Below are 14,871 nucleotides of genomic sequence, written 5' to 3' on the forward strand. Positions count from 1 at the left end.
CTCGGCGCCAAGGTCCAGTTCCTGCCTGAGTGTTTCGGCCCGAAACACCCAACTCGCTGTCGGCGCCGGCGGTCAGGTCCTGGTCCCGTGTTGCCAGTGGCAACACCTAGCTCGCCGTCGGCACCGAGGACCTGGTCCTGGTCGAGTGGTGTGGGCCGCAACACCCAACTCGCCCACGGCGCCGATGGCCGGGTCCTGACCGAGTGATGCGGGCCGCATCACCCAGTTCGCCGTTGGCGCCGAGGACCTGGTCCTGGTCGAGTGGTGTGGGCCACACCACCCAACTCGCCCACGGCGCCGATGGCCGGGTCCTGACCGAGTGATGCGGGCCGCATCACCCAGTTCGCCGTTGGCGCCGAGGACCTGGCCCTGGCCGAGTGTTGCGGCCCGCAACACCCAGTATGCCGTCGGCGCCGACGATCATGTCTTGGTCGGGTGGCGATCATGACACTGGCTGATCAATCCGTCGGTGATCCCCCCTGCCTCGGTTTCAGTTGTTGCCAGATCGTGCTTAGGGCCGATTTGGCCGTCTGCATCCCAGCCTGAGATGGTGGGGACTGAGGGCGGGTAACTGGCGGCGTAGGGGGGGCTGGTTGCGCTTGAGCGACCTTGGGTTGAAGTTGCGGGCTAGGCTGCCAGTCAGCGTTGAAGTCTCCGCGAATAGCACGCGTTGCAAGCGATGACAGGTAAGCCATGGGCTTGCTGACTTCGCCCTCGATGCAGCGATGTGCCCACTGACCCATCACGGGTTCCCTAAGGTCATCCGGGACCGTTTGCATGATCGATCGGGCCCTGCTCCGGTTCTCTGCGCTGAGCATTTCCAAGGCAATCAGCCAGTTCGCCGCGGCATTCCTTGGATTACCCGCGGGAAGTACAGAGCTTTTACAAACATCTTTGTGTGTATCTGTATACGTACTATATGAGTTCGGATTCCGAACTGAGGGTGTACTCGGTGAATTTCCACTGAGTTCGGATTCCGAACTGAGGGGTAGAGCGCCTTGTTTCGCAGGGTTCGCACTGAGTTCGGCATCCGAACTCAGTGACGCCTCGCTGATTTCGTACTGAGTTCGGATTCCGAACTCAGGGGCTGGAAAAGCGTGCAGCTTGCTCTCGACTGCCCAGGCCTGACCATTCAGACGCTCAGCAATCGTATCGACGTGCGTCGGAAGGCGGCGTCCTACGTCCGGGTCACCGGTAAACTCGCGCCAGGAAATCTCCGCCACTTCCTTGATGGCCTTGTTTTGATGCTCCATAGATTGGAGCAGCAGCTGCATGTAGTCCTTGTCGAACTCGATGGCTTCAGCTGGGGTTACAGGTTCATCATGTAGGAGGTAAACGTTGCCCTGCACCTGGCCGCTTACCTCATTGCGTACTCTGCGTCCAAGGCTCAGCCAGCGTGTGAGCCGGAGCACGGTCAATGCTTTCGATACTGTTTCCCTGGAAGCGTGTTTCCCGGGGTTCATCCCCAGATAGGGGCGGAGCTGGTCGTAAGTCGGGAATGCGGTAACGCCGTCTTCATTGACGAGCAAGCGGAAGACCTGCCAGCAGTTTCTTTCGAGTGGCGTCAGGCGGTTGTCGAGCAGCAATTTTCGTGGAACCGTCTCATGGGGGTTCCCGCTAAAGATGATCCCTGCGTACTGCGAAGGGGGGGCGGACTGGGTAGCGGTCTCCTGTGCTCTCTTCTTTTGCAAATGGGCCTCGAGGTGTCCCGAGGCCGAATCTAGGAGCGTTGAAATGGGGAACCGGGCGAGCTTCATCTTGCTTCGTCGCCTTCCTCGGAGGTGACAGCCACCACCTGTTGTTGTTCGTGGAGCAGCAGCATCTGGGCACTATGGCGCCACGGGTTTTCTTTGTTGGGCGGATAGACTCCCTGGCTGATCCAGCTCGTGATGCGATGCCAGATTTGAGCCAGCGTCAGCCCATCGGTAATCAGCTCTTCGGCGACCAGCATGGCAACGTCGAGCATGGCCAGGCTGTCCTTCAGGTCTACCTGGTTCTCTTCCATGAGGTGGACCCATCTGTGCCAGACCAGGTGGTCTTGGTCCTCTGAAAGCTCAGGCCAGCGACCTCTAGGCGTCTTCACCCCGATGACCGCACGCTGCAGAGCAATTTCTTGAGGCGACAGTCCGAAGAACTTGTTGAGCAGATTCGTGGTTGCTCCCAGGCGAATTGCGCGCTCGATCAGCCGCATTTCTTCTTCAGAACGCGCAGCGCCGGAGATCAGCTTCATGACGATGGACTCGTCGATGCTGACCTTGGCCCAGGTGACTGGGGTATTGAGCAGCAGGCTCATAATGGTAGGGTGCTGGATTTGGCCCAGTACCTCGGGGGCAAGCCCCATCTCGATACAGCGATTCAGCTGACCGTTGCGCATCAGGTTCAGTATCTGCGACAGCACAGCTTCGTTTATTGGCGACTTGGACATTGCGATTCCCTCCCGTAATCGTCCGCGATCAGCTGTCGAGGGCTGGTGTGTGCTGAGCGTGCTCTTGGATCTCCAGGTCGATGAGGCGACGGGCGAGGCGCACGATCCGGAACAACTTGACCAGTGCGCCGTCGCTCAGTCGACCTCGGTCGTCCGGGACCTGGTCTTTTGCCATCGGCTGCCCGAGGAGCAGTTGGCCGAGACCCGCAGCAAATTCGAACTCCATGAGGCCATCGCGGGCTTCGGGCTGATCCTCCAGTAGTTTCAGAGCGATTGCCGTTGCACCGCTGAGTGACTGGAGGAGCGTCACTGTGTGATGGGCAGTCGCGGTGATTTCAATTTCTTCCTGGGGCTGCCGGTAGGAGAACCCGATGCCGCCATCTACCTCGAAGATGTCACCGGGGGCGCCAACAGCCTGAAGTATTTCCACAGCCAGGTTGGCGATGTGCTTACGCAGTTGGTCGGCCGCATCGATCTCGCGCTCGATATACCAGAGGTCGCTGATGGGGTGCAGTCCACCGGCCTGGACCGGGATGGCGATGAGTGCATTGGCATTGAAGTCAGGCAGTTGCTCGCCATCCAGCGCGGCCATCTTCTGCTTCATTTCCACTACACGAGAGCTGATGTTCGCAGGGGCGGCGACATGACCATCGATTCGAGCCTGACGGTCTTCGGCAGTCATCTGGTTGATGTCAGGAGTAGTGGTGATCCGCGTCCCCTGCCGTGCTGGCAGGGACGGCGGGATGGTCGCTGGTGTGTTCTTGCTGGTCGGCTGGGGCGGTAGAGCGGGCACCTGGGTTTCAGTCCCGCCGGTTTCGGCAACTTGAGGTGGCGGCGGCGGAGGGGATGGAACTTCGACAACCGGAGTGCTACGGCGCAGTTGGTCCTGCTGCTGGGTGATCTCGAGCAGCACGTCCTCGTAGCCGATGCCGAGCGGCCCTTTCATTTGACCGATCAGCTCATCCTGGAAGCGCTGGAACAGAAACTCTTCGGAATCACCTTCAAACTGAGCCAGCACGTCCTGAAAGAGCATCTCGAAGTCGATGCCGGCACCTTTGTAGTGCTTTTCCCAGCAGGTGCTGGCTGTTTTACGCAGAGATAGAATTTTGCTGACTCTGTCCACGCCCAGACCGCTGTAGAGCATTCCCGGAATAGCAGGTAGTAGGTATCGAATAGCGTCGAGCATGCGGCTGATGTGGGATTGCGAAACGGGATAGCCATCTGCGGCTAGGCGTCGCGACAGTTCTCTTTGCGATACTGCTTGGCCAGTCTCTGCCTCATAGTGAGTTTTGGCCTTATCGATGCCCACAGCGCGCTCAATGAACTTGAGATCGCCTTTCAGGTCGTTCTCGGCCAAGTGCCCTACCAAGGAAAGAATCTCGCCCCGGGCTTGATCCCAAGGGCGGAACAGGCAGTGGAACCGATAAAAGCGCTCGTCGCCGGTCTCCTGGTAAAGCTCTTTCAGGATGGCCAGGCGAGTGTTGCCCCCGTTGCGGATGCGATGCTTTTGTTCGCCTGGTCGGCGAGTGACTGGCGGGGGCGTATCAAGGCCGCGGGCCTTGATGGAGGCTTTAATTTCCTCGTACTTCGGGTTGCGAGTCGTCCGAGGGTTGTCGTCATACGGAAGGACGTCATCCAGCGTCAGCACCATCGGGGTGTCAACGACGGGATCGCTGAGTTGCGCCACGGGAGCGGCCTGCGGCTGGAAGCCAGGCTTGAGCATGGCGTCTTTCAGGGAGATCGGCTCGGCCATGATTACAGTCCCCGCGCGTCGTTGGCGGAGTCGGCACCAGTAGGCTGCTGGGACAGCAGCCGGTCGATGACCTGGTTGGCTCGCTGGATCTGCGACTCCAGTTCGTCAACGCGCTCCAGGCGATGGAGGATCTCGCGATTCAAGGATCGGTCGTTGTCCTTGGCCAGCTCGGCAATGCGGCTTTTCATCCCACAGGGCATGCGGACTACGAATTTGTCTTCGGGCTCTTTGGTGGCGGTTTGGCGATCAGCGCTCATGTCATTTCTCCGGAATTCTGGCGGCAGGTTTCTCAGCGACGCTTCAGCTGGTCGTGCAGCTGGGTCGGGAGGCCACGAATGGTCAGCACGTCGCGCTCTCCGTCGTACTCGACCTTGCTGCCCAGCAGGTGGGCCTCAAAGCTGATCGACAGGCCTTCCGCGCGGCCAGTGAAGCGGCGGAACTGGTTGAGGGTGCGTTTGTCCGCCGGGAACTCTGGCGACAGGCCGTAATCCTTGTTGCGGATGTAGTCGTAGAAGGCGCGCGGCGCCTGGTCGTCCATCAGTTCGGAGAGTGCGTCCAGGGCCATCGGCTCGCCGATCTTGGCCTGGCTGGTGGCGTAATCCACTAGCACATCGGTCCTCTCGCGGGCCTGTTCTTCGGGCAGGTCTTCGCTTTCCACGAAGTCGCTGAAGGCCTTGAGCAGGGTGCGGGTCTCGCTCGGGCCGTCGACGCCCTCGGTGCAGCCGATGAAGTCGCAGAAGTAGTCCGAGACCTTCTTTCCGCTTTTGCCCCTGATGAACGAGATGTACTGTTTGGACGTCTTGTTGTTCTGCCACTCGGAGATGTTGATCCGCGCGGCCATGTGCAGCTTGCTGAGGTCAAGATGGCGCGAGGGAGTTACTTCTAGCGCCTCGGTCACCGCCACTCCTTCGCTGTGGTGGAGGAGGGCGATGGACAGGTAGTCGGTCATGCCTTGCTGGTAATGGCAGAACAGCACGTGGCCGCCAGTGGAGAGATTGGACTCCTCCATCAAATGCGCGAGCTGTTCCACTGCATGGCGGCTGAACTCGACAAAGTCCATGCTGCCAACCAGGAACTCGTTCAGCCAACCGCTTAGCGGGTAGGCGCCGGATTCGCCATGGAAAAGGCCCCAGGCCTTGTTCGGCTTGGCGTTGTAGCTCTCGTTGAGGTCGGCCATGAGGTTTTCCATAGCCTGGGAATCGACCAGCTCGACACCACTGATATGCAGTGCAGATGGGTTGCCGTCGGGCTTCTTGTCGATCAGGTGGACGATGGCGTGACGAATGGGCATTAGATGATCTCCTGACAGGACGACTGGGCCGCCTGAACGTCGGCGCGGCGGAGGCGCGCGAGAGCGTTGAGGGCCGAATGGCAGTCGCTGGCGGTGAAAGAGGTGAAGATGGGCAGCCGGCCAGGCTTGCTGAATTTGACGTGGCCGCCGGCGGTGCGGCTTGCGCTCCATCCGAGTTGTTCAGCAGTGATGACCAGGCGTTTCAAGCCTTCTTGGGCGCCGCGGAGGAAATTACGCATTAGCGGTTTCCTCCTGCTGCTGAAGCCAGGTCTCCATGTCCTGCAGGCCTGCTGGAAGGGTTCCGGTGCGAGCTGCCTCGAGGAGGCGCTCTACCAAGCGCTTCAGGTGCTTATCCAGTTGGTGCCGTTGGCAGGCAATCTCGTCATGCGATGAGCGGAGCAGTTGCACTTCTTCCTGCAGCTGCTCGAGGACCAGAGCACCGCCGGCGCCTGCAGGGCAGACTTCAGCTGCAGTCGCTCGGAACTGGGTGAACAAGCGTGCCTCCCAGTCCTGGCGGCAAGGCCAGAACCGGTGGCCGCGCTCCACGTTCCAGCCGCTGGTCCACGTGCGGCATTTTCCGCAGTCCGGGCAAGGCATCTCGCCGCCACCGTCCAGGTGATAACCGCAGTGCATGCAGATCCACGTGGGACCAGCACGCAGCAGCAGCTCAAGGCGTAGCTCGTTGTTGTGGATACGGTGCAGTGGGCGGAAGGTGGTGATCTCAGACATCACGACCTCCGCTCAGACTCCAGCGGCTCTCGATGTAGTTCGCTTTGTCACCAGGCTGCGCCGGCAGCTTGGCGATCACACCTTGGCCTTCGCCGAAGAGGCGGTCGGCCAGGCGCTGTGCAGCGATCTGATCGCTCCAGGTGCAGCTTGCGCGCTTGCCTTTCACGGTGTTGGTGAAGAACCCAGCTCCGTCGAATTTCACTACGCACTCGCGGGAGGTTGCGCTCATGGTGCGACCTCCTGGTTGAGAGCATCGCCGGCCTGGACAGCCACGATCTCAGGGGAATCGCCGGGATAGCGGGTTGCCAGTTCAGTGAGGAACTCGCGTGCAGCCTCCCGGGCACCGGGAATGCGAAACACCACAGTGCAGTGATGCGCTTCGGCCTGGCCGGAAAGAGAGGGGATCACTCCGACCTTGAGCGAACAACTGAACAGATACTTTGGAACCCAGACCGCCCAGAAGTAGTTGGAGAGCAGCGCGCCAGGTGCCTTCAGGCTGAGCTCTAGCGTGCCTGCGTCGGTTTCGAGGATCTCGATGTACTGCAGCTTCTCGAACTCCCTGAGCTCAGCGTGGAGCGCAGCAGGGGCGACAGTGCTGTGGTCACGACCGAGCCGCGTAATGACTTGGCTGAGGGCGTCGAGCTCGATGGCGTTCAGACCGGCGCGATGAGCGTGAGCCAGAGCAGAGGCTTCGAACGGAACGCCGGCGGCGATAGCAGGGAAAGCTCCATCAGCGCGCATGGTCCACCTCCTGCAGTTCATCGATGTCGTAGCTACCGCAAACGGGGCAGGTGAGGACCTCGATCTCGCCTTCAGGGCTGGTTTCGGCCGGAACGAACTGGCGTACGTTCTGCAGCGGATGGTGAGTCCCGCAGTTGCGGCACCAATGGGTGATGGGGGAGTGCTGACTGGACGTCATGCGAATGCTCCTTGCAGCTCATGCGCACTGAGATTGGCGAATCGCGTCTGCTGGGGGATGAAGGCGGTGCGGACGGTTCCGGTCGGACCGTTACGGTTCTTTCCGACGATCAGCTCTGCGATGCCTTTGGCCTCGGTATCGGGGTTGTACACCTCGTCCCGATACACGAAGAGGATCAGGTCGGCGTCCTGCTCGATGGCGCCGCTGTCCCTGAGGTCCGCGCAGATGGGGCGTTTGTTCGGACGGCGTTCGAGATCTCGGTTCAGCTGGGAAAGGGCTATAACCGGGCAATCCATCTCCTTCGCCAAGGCCTTCAGCGAGCGCGAGATCTCGCTGATCTCGTTGGCTCTGTTCTCTTGGCCGGGGCTGCGCATGAGCTGCAGGTAGTCGGCCATGATCAATGACGGTTTTCCGTAGCGACGAGCAGCTCGGCGCGCCTTGGCTCGAAGCTGCATCGGCGTGAGGTTGCCGGTATCGTCCATGACCAGCCGTGTTCCATACCCGTCCATGCGTGCCACGGCGCCGGTCAGTTTTTGCCAGTCCTCTTCCTCGAGTCTGCCCTTCAGCAGCCTTGAGAGATCAATACGTCCAAGAATGGCTAGCAGCCGATACACTAGGGCCTGGGCTGGCATCTCCATGCTGTACACCTGGACCGTCTGATCCGGGCGCGACTTCAGCGCAGCGTCGACGATGCTCAAGCAGAACGAGGTTTTGCCCATCGAGGGACGGGCGCCGACTATGACCAGGTCGGCAGGCTGGAGTCCCGAGGTCAGCTCATCGAGATCGTCCAGGCCAGTTGAAACCCCGGTCACCGTGACGTTGCCGTTGAAGTTCTGATCGATCTGGTCGACGACCTTGATCATTGTGTCGCGGACGTTCACGAACTCGGAGGTCGACCGGCCTTCACCCAGTGCGAACAGCTGCTGCTCGATCGACTCCTGGACCTCGTTGGCATCAGCCTGTTGGTCAGTAGCGGCGCGCGAGCACTGGTAGCCCAGGGTCATCAGCTGACGAAGGTGCGACCGGTTGCCCACGATCGCAGCGTAGTGCTGGATATTCGCAACCGACGGAGTGTTCATGGCCAGCTCAGCCAAATAGGCCAGGCCGCCTACTTCCTCATGAGCCTCCAGCGCTTCACCGATAGTGACGATGTCGAAGGGGCTGTTCTTCGAAGCAAGGTCACTGATCGCTTTGAAAATCAGTTTGTGCTCACGACGGTAGAAGTCCTCCTCCTGCAACTGATCGCCGACCAGGTCCCATGCCTCGTTGTCGAGCATCAGCCCGCCAAGGACACCCTGCTCAGCTTCAATCGAATGAGGAGGGGAGAGGTCCAGGTGGTTCATCTGGCACCCCCGTGCGCAAGCGCTGCCAGGGGATCCCGGCCGACACCACGACGCAACTGGGCCTTCTTGCCTGCCTCCCATCCAGCGTGCAACGAGCTGCGATCATGGCCCTTGGCAGGCGTCGAGCTTATGTTGGTGTGCTGGAGGTTCGGGTGGTGCAGGCTGAGATAGGCGCTGATTTCAGAGCGAGTGTCGGAGCTCATGCCCGTGGCGAATTGGTCGACCTTCTGCGCAACGGCACGTATCCAGCCTTCCGCGAACAGCTGTCCGCGGCGCCGCTTGGTCTTCAGCTGGCAACGCGATAGCTGGGCGACGTGCTCGCGGCGAGCTTTCTGCAGCTGGTTGAGCAGGCTGCTGTAGGTATACGCAGCCAGGTCAGGGCCCACACCCTTGCCCAGAAACTTGAAGCAATAGCCGTGACCGTGGCGGTAGTAAGAGAGGTAACTGCAGTCGAAGGCCTCAGCGCAGGCAAGGGCAAGCGAGTGATGCCAGTCTGCAGGAGAACGGCGGGTATGGGTCGGGACGCTGGCTTCGTCAACCAGGCTTGCGCGGATATCCTCATGCTCCAAGTTGTACTGGGACATGAGCGCGCGTGCCTGACGGAGCGCAGTTTCGACTTCATTCGGCGTGGCACCGTTGGAATTGGCCAGAGCCATCAGCTTGGCCACCTTGTCCAGGACTTTCTGCTTATCCATCAGGCCTGGCCCTCGCTCAAGGTGCTGAGAGGCTTGCGAGGCTCGTATTGCAGCTCCCACGTCGGATGGAACGGCATGGTGTGCTTGAGGCCATCCAACTGCACGTTCAGTCGGCAATCCTTGGCGCTGCGGATGGTGCCGAACTCCTTCTTCCCGCACCCGGTGTAGAGCACTCGCATCCCGCGCTTGGCCGGAACGCCGTACCACTTACGAGTTCTTTCCATTTGCCCGGCCATCACACACCTCCCGAAGCCAGCACTGCGGCGTTGGTCAGCGCGCGGAAGCTCTCAATTACGCCTTCACGCAACTCCTGCTCGGCGTGAATTGCGTTACTGCGGTTTTCGCTCCCGCCCTTCTCCGCAAACTCCTGCATTGCGTAGCGGAATTTGGTTATCAGGCTTCCGATATGTTCCAAGCCCCTCGAATAAGCCTGTCCCTGACGGCCCTCACACGCGATCAGGTCCGCTTCGCACTGAGCTGCAGGGCGGTCTGCCTGAGAGGGAACGTTGCTGCGCTCCACCCGGGTGTTCCAGGTGCGACGAGCTTCTGCAGCGTCGACCTCTACCTCGGTAGCCAGACCGCACCAGGTGCATTCCACGCGGTGGCCACATTCACTGTCAGTTTGCTCCGCCAAGCATCCGCAGCACGGGCAGCTGAGCAGTGGGCCGAACTGGAGGGAGTGCTCGGCGCGAGCATGGTCCATGGTCTTGAGGACCGCGCCCAGGGCGCTCTGGCTGCCAGCCAGCGCCGGCGAGTGCACTTCTTTGGTGGAAAGAGAAAGCTCCAGGCACCCCTTCTCGGAGACCTGGAAGTTGCTGCTGTGAAGTGAAAAGCCGACTCCGTTGATGGAGACGTTCAGGGGGAGATCGGCTGCAGTCGCATCTTGGCGCTGGATAGTCGCTAGGCGTCCCTGCAGCATTGCCAGCGTGACTGGCTTCTTGGCATCACCGTTCATGCCTGCCCCTCCTGCGAACCCGTCGAGGAAGGCGGCGGAGTGAAGCTGTTCAGCGCTTTGCGCCAAAGCTCGATTACTTCCTTCTCCTGGTTGGTCAAAGCAGCTTGGCTGACCTGGTCAGCCACCCGCTGTTTCATCGCAGCCAGGCGCTCTTCGACTTCGGAACCGTCGTCGTAGCTGAGCTCCTCCTGAATTGCGGTGATCAGTTCGGACCGTAGATAGGTGATCTGGAAGAAAAGGTCGGAGTAATTTCGTTCGCGCTTGGTGCCGAAGTGCACCCCAGAAGTGCCCAGGTCTGACCCGTGTTTTTGGCAGAACTGAATGGGGGAGTAGAAGGTATGGAGAACGCGCGCCCGGTTGTAAATCAGCGCGGTTTTCACGATTTCCAGCAGGTCCTCATTGGCATTCGGAGCTGCTGGAAGGGGATATTGAGCAGCAACCAGTTGCTTGGCGCGCTTATCGCGAGCCTCTCGGCGCCGTTGCGCTTCCTTCTCGGTACGTTGGCGCTTTTCTTTGGCATGCACGACGTTGTTGCCGACCGAGTCGATCAGATGCGCGGCATCGAGCAGGAGCTGCCGTTGGTCTGCTGTCAGGTGCTCCCCGAGTCGCCCCAATAGGCCGGATCTCGTAGTCCAGCGTTGGCCGATCTTGCGAAGCTCACCAGAAACAGAGGTCAGCTTTGTCTGGACGCTGCGAAGGTCCTTGGCGCTGTACAGCTCGCCTAGCTTCAGCACCACTTCAGGGGTGATCCCGCTGGCATGGGTGATATCGACAGGTTTCTTGGCCATTTCAGCGGCCTCCCTTGACGATCTGGGCGACCTTCTCCTCGGTCATCGCCTCGAAGCGGTCGCGCCACTCGGGGAAAACCTCGATGGCGAGGCTGCGGATGATGCTCAGTGCTGACGGCGCCTGGCGATTGGAGGGCTGGCTGTATTCCAGTCGGTGGGCAGGAACGCCCTGGGAGGCGGCCTTTCTGAAGACGACCGCCTGGGGGACGATGGTATCCAGCACGGAGACGTCTGGGTTGCCATCGAATACTTCGCGGACAGTCTCGTGGATCTGGCGGGCGTCTGCCGTTTGGTCGAGCCCGTTGATGATGATGTTTATGTGGGGGATGTTCAGCCCCAGGCGGCTGTAGGTATGAAGCCCCGCCATCATGTGCATGGTGCCGCGATTGAATTCTCGGGCCGCCAGCATGTTCGGTGGCAGGGGGGAGAGGGCGACGTCGGAGGCAAGCACGACCATTTCCAGCATGGCCGAGCGTGCGCCCTGGGTGTCAAAGAGCACTAGGTCGTACTGGTCAGCGAAAGCTGGCATCAGATTGGCGAGTCGCAACCGTCCGTCGGGAGCCTGGAGTAGGAGGTTGTTCAGCTGGTTGTTGATGTCGTTGGAGACAATCACATCCAGATTGGGGATGTTGGTGCGAGAAACAATCCGTTCCGGATCGGTGTTATTGAAGGCTAGGAGGTCGTAAAGACCGCCAGGAGCTTCATGGGCGAGAGGGTAGTAGGAAGATCCGGAAGGTTGGACCGGATCGAGATCGATCAGGAGGGTACGCAGTCCAGCATCTGCGACAAAAGCGCCCAGGTTGGTCGAACTGGTGGTTTTGCCGGTACCGCCTTTGGTGGAAATAATACCTGCTTTTTTCATTACAAATGCCTCTAATGTGGGTTGCATTAGAGGCTGCGTGCCTAGAGCTCTGGGCATTCACGGGGCCGGAGAACCCCTTCCTAGACGCTCCTAGTCCAATTGTCTTTTAACCAATTGGTCGTAGGTTCGAATCCTACACGACCCACCATCAAATCCTGTGAAAGCCCCGTGATCGAAAGATCACGGGGCTTTTGCCATGTGCCGGAAAAAGTCTGCGTACTGCCCTCTTCGGCGCATCGCGTCCTCCGGCGGTGGTGATAAAATCGCCGGCATAATCAGACCGTGCCTGTTGAGGTTTTCACACGATGTCCCAGATTTCCGAACGCCTGCTGGTCCAGGCCCATCTGGCGGCGAAACAGCCGCGGGTGCTGAGCGCGCAGGAAGAGGCCGGCTACCGGGCGGCCATCGCCGCTGAGTTGAAGGCGCAGAATGCAGTACTGGTCGCGCATTACTACTGCGATCCGGTGATTCAGGCGCTTGCCGAAGAGACTGGCGGCTGTGTTTCCGATTCGTTGGAAATGGCTCGCTTCGGCAACCAGCATCCGGCGCAGACCGTAGTGGTTGCCGGTGTTCGTTTCATGGGCGAGACCGCGAAGATCCTCAATCCGGAAAAACGCGTGCTGATGCCGACCCTGGAGGCGACCTGCTCGCTGGACCTGGGTTGCCCGGTGGATGAGTTCTCTGCCTTCTGTGATCAGCATCCAGAGCGCACCGTGGTCGTCTACGCGAACACGTCGGCGGCGGTGAAGGCGCGGGCAGACTGGGTGGTGACTTCCAGCTGCGCCGTGGAAATCGTCGAGCACCTGATGGACAACGGTGAGCCCATCCTCTGGGCACCGGACCAGCATCTGGGCCGTTATATCCAGCGCGAGACCGGCGCGGACATGTTGCTCTGGGACGGTGCCTGCATCGTTCACGAGGAGTTCAAGGCCAAGCAGCTGGAAGATCTCAAGGCGGTCTATCCGGACGCCGCGATCCTGGTTCACCCGGAGTCGCCGGAAGCGGTGGTGGAGCTGGCCGACGCCGTGGGCTCCACCAGCCAGTTGATCAAGGCAGCGCAGACGCTGCCGAACAAGCGCTTTATCGTCGCCACCGATCGCGGCATCTTCTACAAGATGCAGCAGCTGTGCCCGGACAAGGAGTTCATCGAGGCGCCCACCGCCGGTAATGGCGCGGCTTGCCGCAGCTGTGCGCACTGCCCGTGGATGGCCATGAACACCTTGGAGCGTACCCTGGCGTGCCTGAAGGAAGGCTCGGGCGAAATCTTCGTCGATCCGGCGCTGATTCCCAAGGCGATCAAGCCGCTCAAGCGCATGCTCGACTTTACCCAGGCGGCGAAGCTGAAGCTGGCGGGCAATGCCTGACGCACTCGGCACCATGAAAAAGCCCGGCCAATGCCGGGCTTTTTCTTCAAGGCTTTTGTAGGAGCGAGCTTACTCGCGAACCCACCACGGGAATCAGTGGCATCAAGCTGTTCGCGAGCAAGCTCGCTCCTGCAGGAAAGGGCTGCGTGATTACTCAGCGCCCCATCATCTCTTTCAGGATGCGTTCCTGGTCGCGGAACTCCTGCTGGCGTGCATCCAGGCGCGCGGCCAGGGTGAAGTTGCCGCCGGCGCGACGTTTGGCGAAGTCCAGCTGCTCGATCGCCTGTTTGTAGTCGCCGGTGAGCGCGTAATACTCGGCCCGCGCCTGGTACACGCCGATGGCGTTGCCGCTCAGGGTGCAGGCGTCGGCCAGGCGGTTCCACACGTCCGGGTCCAGCGGACGGCGCTGGGACAGTTTGAACAGCGTCTTCTCGGCGTCGGCGGCGCGATTGGTCTTCATCATCAGGTCGGCCTGGGCCTGGATCAGCGGGTAGCTTTCCGGATACTGGCCGAGCATCTTCTGTACCCGCGCCTGGGCGTCGGGCAACTTGTTGGCGGTGATGTCCAGATCGGACATGGCCAGGTTGTAGCTGATGTCGTTGGGGGCCTTGGCCAGCAATTGCTGGAGGTTGCTGCGAGCGTCGTTGAGCTGGCCGATCTTGGTCTGCGACAGCGCCAGACCATAGCGCGCGGCGTCGTTCTTCGGGTCCTCATCGAGCTGTGCGCGGAACTGTTTGCTGGCCATGCCCGGGGTGTCCTCGAACATCTGCTGGACGCGGGCGCGCATTAGTTCGTAGCGCAGCGAGTCCTCCTTGCCGCCCTTGGGATATTGCTCGGCACGGTTGCGGGTGTCGGCGATACGCGATTCGGTCACCGGGTGAGTCAGCAGGAATTCTGGCGGCTTGCCCTCGTAGCGGTACTGCCGGGCGAGGCGCTCGAACATGTTGGGCATGGAGCGCGGGTCGTATCCGGCGCGAACCATGGTAGCGACGCCGACACGGTCAGCCTCCTGCTCGTTCTGCCGGGAGAAGCGCAGCTGGTTCTGGATCGCCGCGGCCTGGGTGCCGGCGATGGCGGCGATACCGGCGTCACCGGCCCCCGCTGCGGCGGCAATGATGCCGGCCAGCATGGCGGCCATCACCGGTACCTGCATGCGCTGTTGCGCCTCGATGCCACGGGCGAAGTGGCGTTGGCTCAGGTGGCCGAGTTCGTGCGCCAGTACTGCGATGTATTCGCCTTCGGTCTGGGCATAGATGAACAGGCCTCCGTTGACGCCGACCACGCCACCAGGGGCGGCGAAGGCGTTGATCTGCTTGTCGCGGATCAGGATGAACGCCAGGCGATGGTCCTGCAGTTCGCTGGACTCCGCCAGGCGGTAGACGCTGGACTCGACGTAATCCTTGAGTTGCGGGTCGTTGAGCGTGTCGACCTGGTTGCGCAGCATGCTCAGCCAGGCACGGCCGAGCTGGAATTCCTGCTCCGGGGAGACGATGGACGAGCTGGCATCGCCCAGAGACGGCAAGTCGTCCGCCAGGGCCGGCGTGGCGAGGGCGACAGCGAGCGACAGCAGGGCAGGGCGGAGTACTTTCATGTACACGAGGCTCGTTCCGAGAAAGGCTCTACTTTAGCCGCACGCTAACGCCTATGCCTAGTTTGCAGGGCGGAAGTACGGCGCAATTCGAAATGGGTATTTTCGCTTCGTCTTCCTTTTAGGCCCTGATGCTGACGGCTTGATCAATGAACACTG

The 14,871-nt window shown here is 60.8% G+C and carries 18 protein-coding genes; 1 reads left to right on the forward strand and 17 read right to left on the reverse strand.

Annotated features, from left to right (window positions below; genetic code table 11):
* Nucleotides 1-458 precede the first annotated feature (458 nt).
* Genes L6D89_RS26580 through L6D89_RS26655 form a run of 16 tightly spaced genes read right to left on the reverse strand, consistent with a single transcriptional unit; the run spans nt 459 to nt 11,760 of the window.
* Complete coding sequence (locus tag L6D89_RS26580) at nt 459-1,757, reverse strand: STY4528 family pathogenicity island replication protein (protein ID WP_065327869.1); 1,299 nt, start codon at nt 1,755-1,757, stop codon at nt 459-461.
* Nucleotides 1,754-2,425 (reverse strand): DUF2857 domain-containing protein, encoded by a 672-nt coding sequence (locus L6D89_RS26585; protein WP_043273986.1) that lies wholly within the window; start codon nt 2,423-2,425, stop codon nt 1,754-1,756. The genes L6D89_RS26580 and L6D89_RS26585 overlap by 4 nt, the downstream gene beginning before the upstream one ends.
* A gap of 28 nt (nt 2,426-2,453) precedes the next feature.
* Nucleotides 2,454-4,178 carry a ParB family protein gene (locus tag L6D89_RS26590; RefSeq protein WP_043273987.1) on the reverse strand — a complete coding sequence of 575 codons (1,725 nt, stop codon included), beginning with the start codon at nt 4,176-4,178 and terminating at the stop codon, nt 2,454-2,456.
* Nucleotides 4,179-4,180: 2 nt separating this feature from the next.
* Nucleotides 4,181-4,435 (reverse strand): Arc family DNA-binding protein, encoded by a 255-nt coding sequence (locus L6D89_RS32655; RefSeq protein WP_043273988.1) that lies wholly within the window; start codon nt 4,433-4,435, stop codon nt 4,181-4,183.
* Between the two features lie 32 nt (nt 4,436-4,467).
* Nucleotides 4,468-5,469 carry a nucleoid-associated protein YejK gene (yejK, locus tag L6D89_RS26600; RefSeq protein ID WP_043273989.1) on the reverse strand — a complete coding sequence of 334 codons (1,002 nt, stop codon included), beginning with the start codon at nt 5,467-5,469 and terminating at the stop codon, nt 4,468-4,470.
* A complete protein-coding gene (locus tag L6D89_RS26605; protein WP_043273991.1) occupies nt 5,469-5,708 on the reverse strand; it encodes a hypothetical protein in 240 nt (79 codons plus the stop codon). Before L6D89_RS26605 ends, yejK begins: the two co-directional genes overlap by 1 nt.
* Entirely contained in the window at nt 5,701-6,198 is a 498-nt protein-coding gene (locus tag L6D89_RS26610; protein WP_141678532.1) for a hypothetical protein, read from the reverse strand. The genes L6D89_RS26605 and L6D89_RS26610 overlap by 8 nt, the downstream gene beginning before the upstream one ends.
* A complete protein-coding gene (locus L6D89_RS26615) occupies nt 6,191-6,427 on the reverse strand; it encodes a hypothetical protein (RefSeq protein ID WP_043273993.1) in 237 nt (78 codons plus the stop codon). The genes L6D89_RS26610 and L6D89_RS26615 overlap by 8 nt, the downstream gene beginning before the upstream one ends.
* Nucleotides 6,424-6,939, reverse strand: coding sequence for a hypothetical protein (locus L6D89_RS26620; RefSeq protein WP_043273994.1), 516 nt, complete (start codon nt 6,937-6,939; stop codon nt 6,424-6,426). The genes L6D89_RS26615 and L6D89_RS26620 overlap by 4 nt, the downstream gene beginning before the upstream one ends.
* The gene (locus L6D89_RS26625) at nt 6,929-7,117 is read right to left on the reverse strand and encodes a hypothetical protein (protein WP_043273995.1); all 189 of its coding nucleotides are present in this window, start codon (nt 7,115-7,117) and stop codon (nt 6,929-6,931) included. The genes L6D89_RS26620 and L6D89_RS26625 overlap by 11 nt, the downstream gene beginning before the upstream one ends.
* Complete coding sequence (dnaB, locus tag L6D89_RS26630; RefSeq protein ID WP_043273996.1) at nt 7,114-8,460, reverse strand: replicative DNA helicase; 1,347 nt, start codon at nt 8,458-8,460, stop codon at nt 7,114-7,116. The genes L6D89_RS26625 and dnaB overlap by 4 nt, the downstream gene beginning before the upstream one ends.
* On the reverse strand, nt 8,457-9,155 hold the full coding sequence (locus L6D89_RS26635; RefSeq protein ID WP_043273998.1) for a DUF2786 domain-containing protein: 699 nt from the start codon (nt 9,153-9,155) through the stop codon (nt 8,457-8,459). Before L6D89_RS26635 ends, dnaB begins: the two co-directional genes overlap by 4 nt.
* Entirely contained in the window at nt 9,155-9,379 is a 225-nt protein-coding gene (locus L6D89_RS26640; RefSeq protein ID WP_236175872.1) for a hypothetical protein, read from the reverse strand. Before L6D89_RS26640 ends, L6D89_RS26635 begins: the two co-directional genes overlap by 1 nt.
* A gap of 11 nt (nt 9,380-9,390) precedes the next feature.
* Nucleotides 9,391-10,110: a hypothetical protein gene (locus L6D89_RS26645; RefSeq protein ID WP_043274001.1), complete on the reverse strand. Its 720-nt coding sequence runs from the start codon at nt 10,108-10,110 to the stop codon at nt 9,391-9,393.
* On the reverse strand, nt 10,107-10,898 hold the full coding sequence (locus L6D89_RS26650) for a hypothetical protein (RefSeq protein ID WP_236201670.1): 792 nt from the start codon (nt 10,896-10,898) through the stop codon (nt 10,107-10,109). The genes L6D89_RS26645 and L6D89_RS26650 overlap by 4 nt, the downstream gene beginning before the upstream one ends.
* Nucleotide 10,899: 1 nt before the next feature.
* The gene (locus L6D89_RS26655) at nt 10,900-11,760 is read right to left on the reverse strand and encodes a ParA family protein (protein WP_043274003.1); all 861 of its coding nucleotides are present in this window, start codon (nt 11,758-11,760) and stop codon (nt 10,900-10,902) included.
* A 305-nt stretch (nt 11,761-12,065) separates the two neighbouring features.
* Here L6D89_RS26655 and nadA point away from each other — a divergent pair, with 305 nt between their 5' ends.
* Entirely contained in the window at nt 12,066-13,124 is a 1,059-nt protein-coding gene (nadA, locus tag L6D89_RS26660; RefSeq protein ID WP_236201671.1) for a quinolinate synthase NadA, read from the forward strand.
* Between the two features lie 154 nt (nt 13,125-13,278).
* Here nadA and L6D89_RS26665 read toward each other — a convergent pair whose 3' ends face one another.
* On the reverse strand, nt 13,279-14,715 hold the full coding sequence (locus tag L6D89_RS26665; RefSeq protein ID WP_236171583.1) for a M48 family metalloprotease: 1,437 nt from the start codon (nt 14,713-14,715) through the stop codon (nt 13,279-13,281).
* Nucleotides 14,716-14,871: the final 156 nt, after the last annotated feature.

This window comes from Pseudomonas pseudonitroreducens, assembly GCF_021603645.1.
GTDB lineage: Bacteria > Pseudomonadota > Gammaproteobacteria > Pseudomonadales > Pseudomonadaceae > Pseudomonas > Pseudomonas pseudonitroreducens.

Coding starts and splice junctions, on each gene's coding strand:
- L6D89_RS26580 (WP_065327869.1), bottom strand. CDS start 1,757: ATGAAGCTCGCCCGGTTCCCCATTTCAACGCTCCTAGATTCGGCCTCG.
- L6D89_RS26585 (WP_043273986.1), bottom strand. CDS start 2,425: ATGTCCAAGTCGCCAATAAACGAAGCTGTGCTGTCGCAGATACTGAAC.
- L6D89_RS26590 (WP_043273987.1), bottom strand. CDS start 4,178: ATGGCCGAGCCGATCTCCCTGAAAGACGCCATGCTCAAGCCTGGCTTC.
- L6D89_RS32655 (WP_043273988.1), bottom strand. CDS start 4,435: ATGAGCGCTGATCGCCAAACCGCCACCAAAGAGCCCGAAGACAAATTC.
- yejK (WP_043273989.1), bottom strand. CDS start 5,469: ATGCCCATTCGTCACGCCATCGTCCACCTGATCGACAAGAAGCCCGAC.
- L6D89_RS26605 (WP_043273991.1), bottom strand. CDS start 5,708: ATGCGTAATTTCCTCCGCGGCGCCCAAGAAGGCTTGAAACGCCTGGTC.
- L6D89_RS26610 (WP_141678532.1), bottom strand. CDS start 6,198: ATGTCTGAGATCACCACCTTCCGCCCACTGCACCGTATCCACAACAAC.
- L6D89_RS26615 (WP_043273993.1), bottom strand. CDS start 6,427: ATGAGCGCAACCTCCCGCGAGTGCGTAGTGAAATTCGACGGAGCTGGG.
- L6D89_RS26620 (WP_043273994.1), bottom strand. CDS start 6,939: ATGCGCGCTGATGGAGCTTTCCCTGCTATCGCCGCCGGCGTTCCGTTC.
- L6D89_RS26625 (WP_043273995.1), bottom strand. CDS start 7,117: ATGACGTCCAGTCAGCACTCCCCCATCACCCATTGGTGCCGCAACTGC.
- dnaB (WP_043273996.1), bottom strand. CDS start 8,460: ATGAACCACCTGGACCTCTCCCCTCCTCATTCGATTGAAGCTGAGCAG.
- L6D89_RS26635 (WP_043273998.1), bottom strand. CDS start 9,155: ATGGATAAGCAGAAAGTCCTGGACAAGGTGGCCAAGCTGATGGCTCTG.
- L6D89_RS26640 (WP_236175872.1), bottom strand. CDS start 9,379: ATGGAAAGAACTCGTAAGTGGTACGGCGTTCCGGCCAAGCGCGGGATG.
- L6D89_RS26645 (WP_043274001.1), bottom strand. CDS start 10,110: ATGAACGGTGATGCCAAGAAGCCAGTCACGCTGGCAATGCTGCAGGGA.
- L6D89_RS26650 (WP_236201670.1), bottom strand. CDS start 10,898: ATGGCCAAGAAACCTGTCGATATCACCCATGCCAGCGGGATCACCCCT.
- L6D89_RS26655 (WP_043274003.1), bottom strand. CDS start 11,760: ATGAAAAAAGCAGGTATTATTTCCACCAAAGGCGGTACCGGCAAAACC.
- nadA (WP_236201671.1), top strand. CDS start 12,066: ATGTCCCAGATTTCCGAACGCCTGCTGGTCCAGGCCCATCTGGCGGCG.
- L6D89_RS26665 (WP_236171583.1), bottom strand. CDS start 14,715: ATGAAAGTACTCCGCCCTGCCCTGCTGTCGCTCGCTGTCGCCCTCGCC.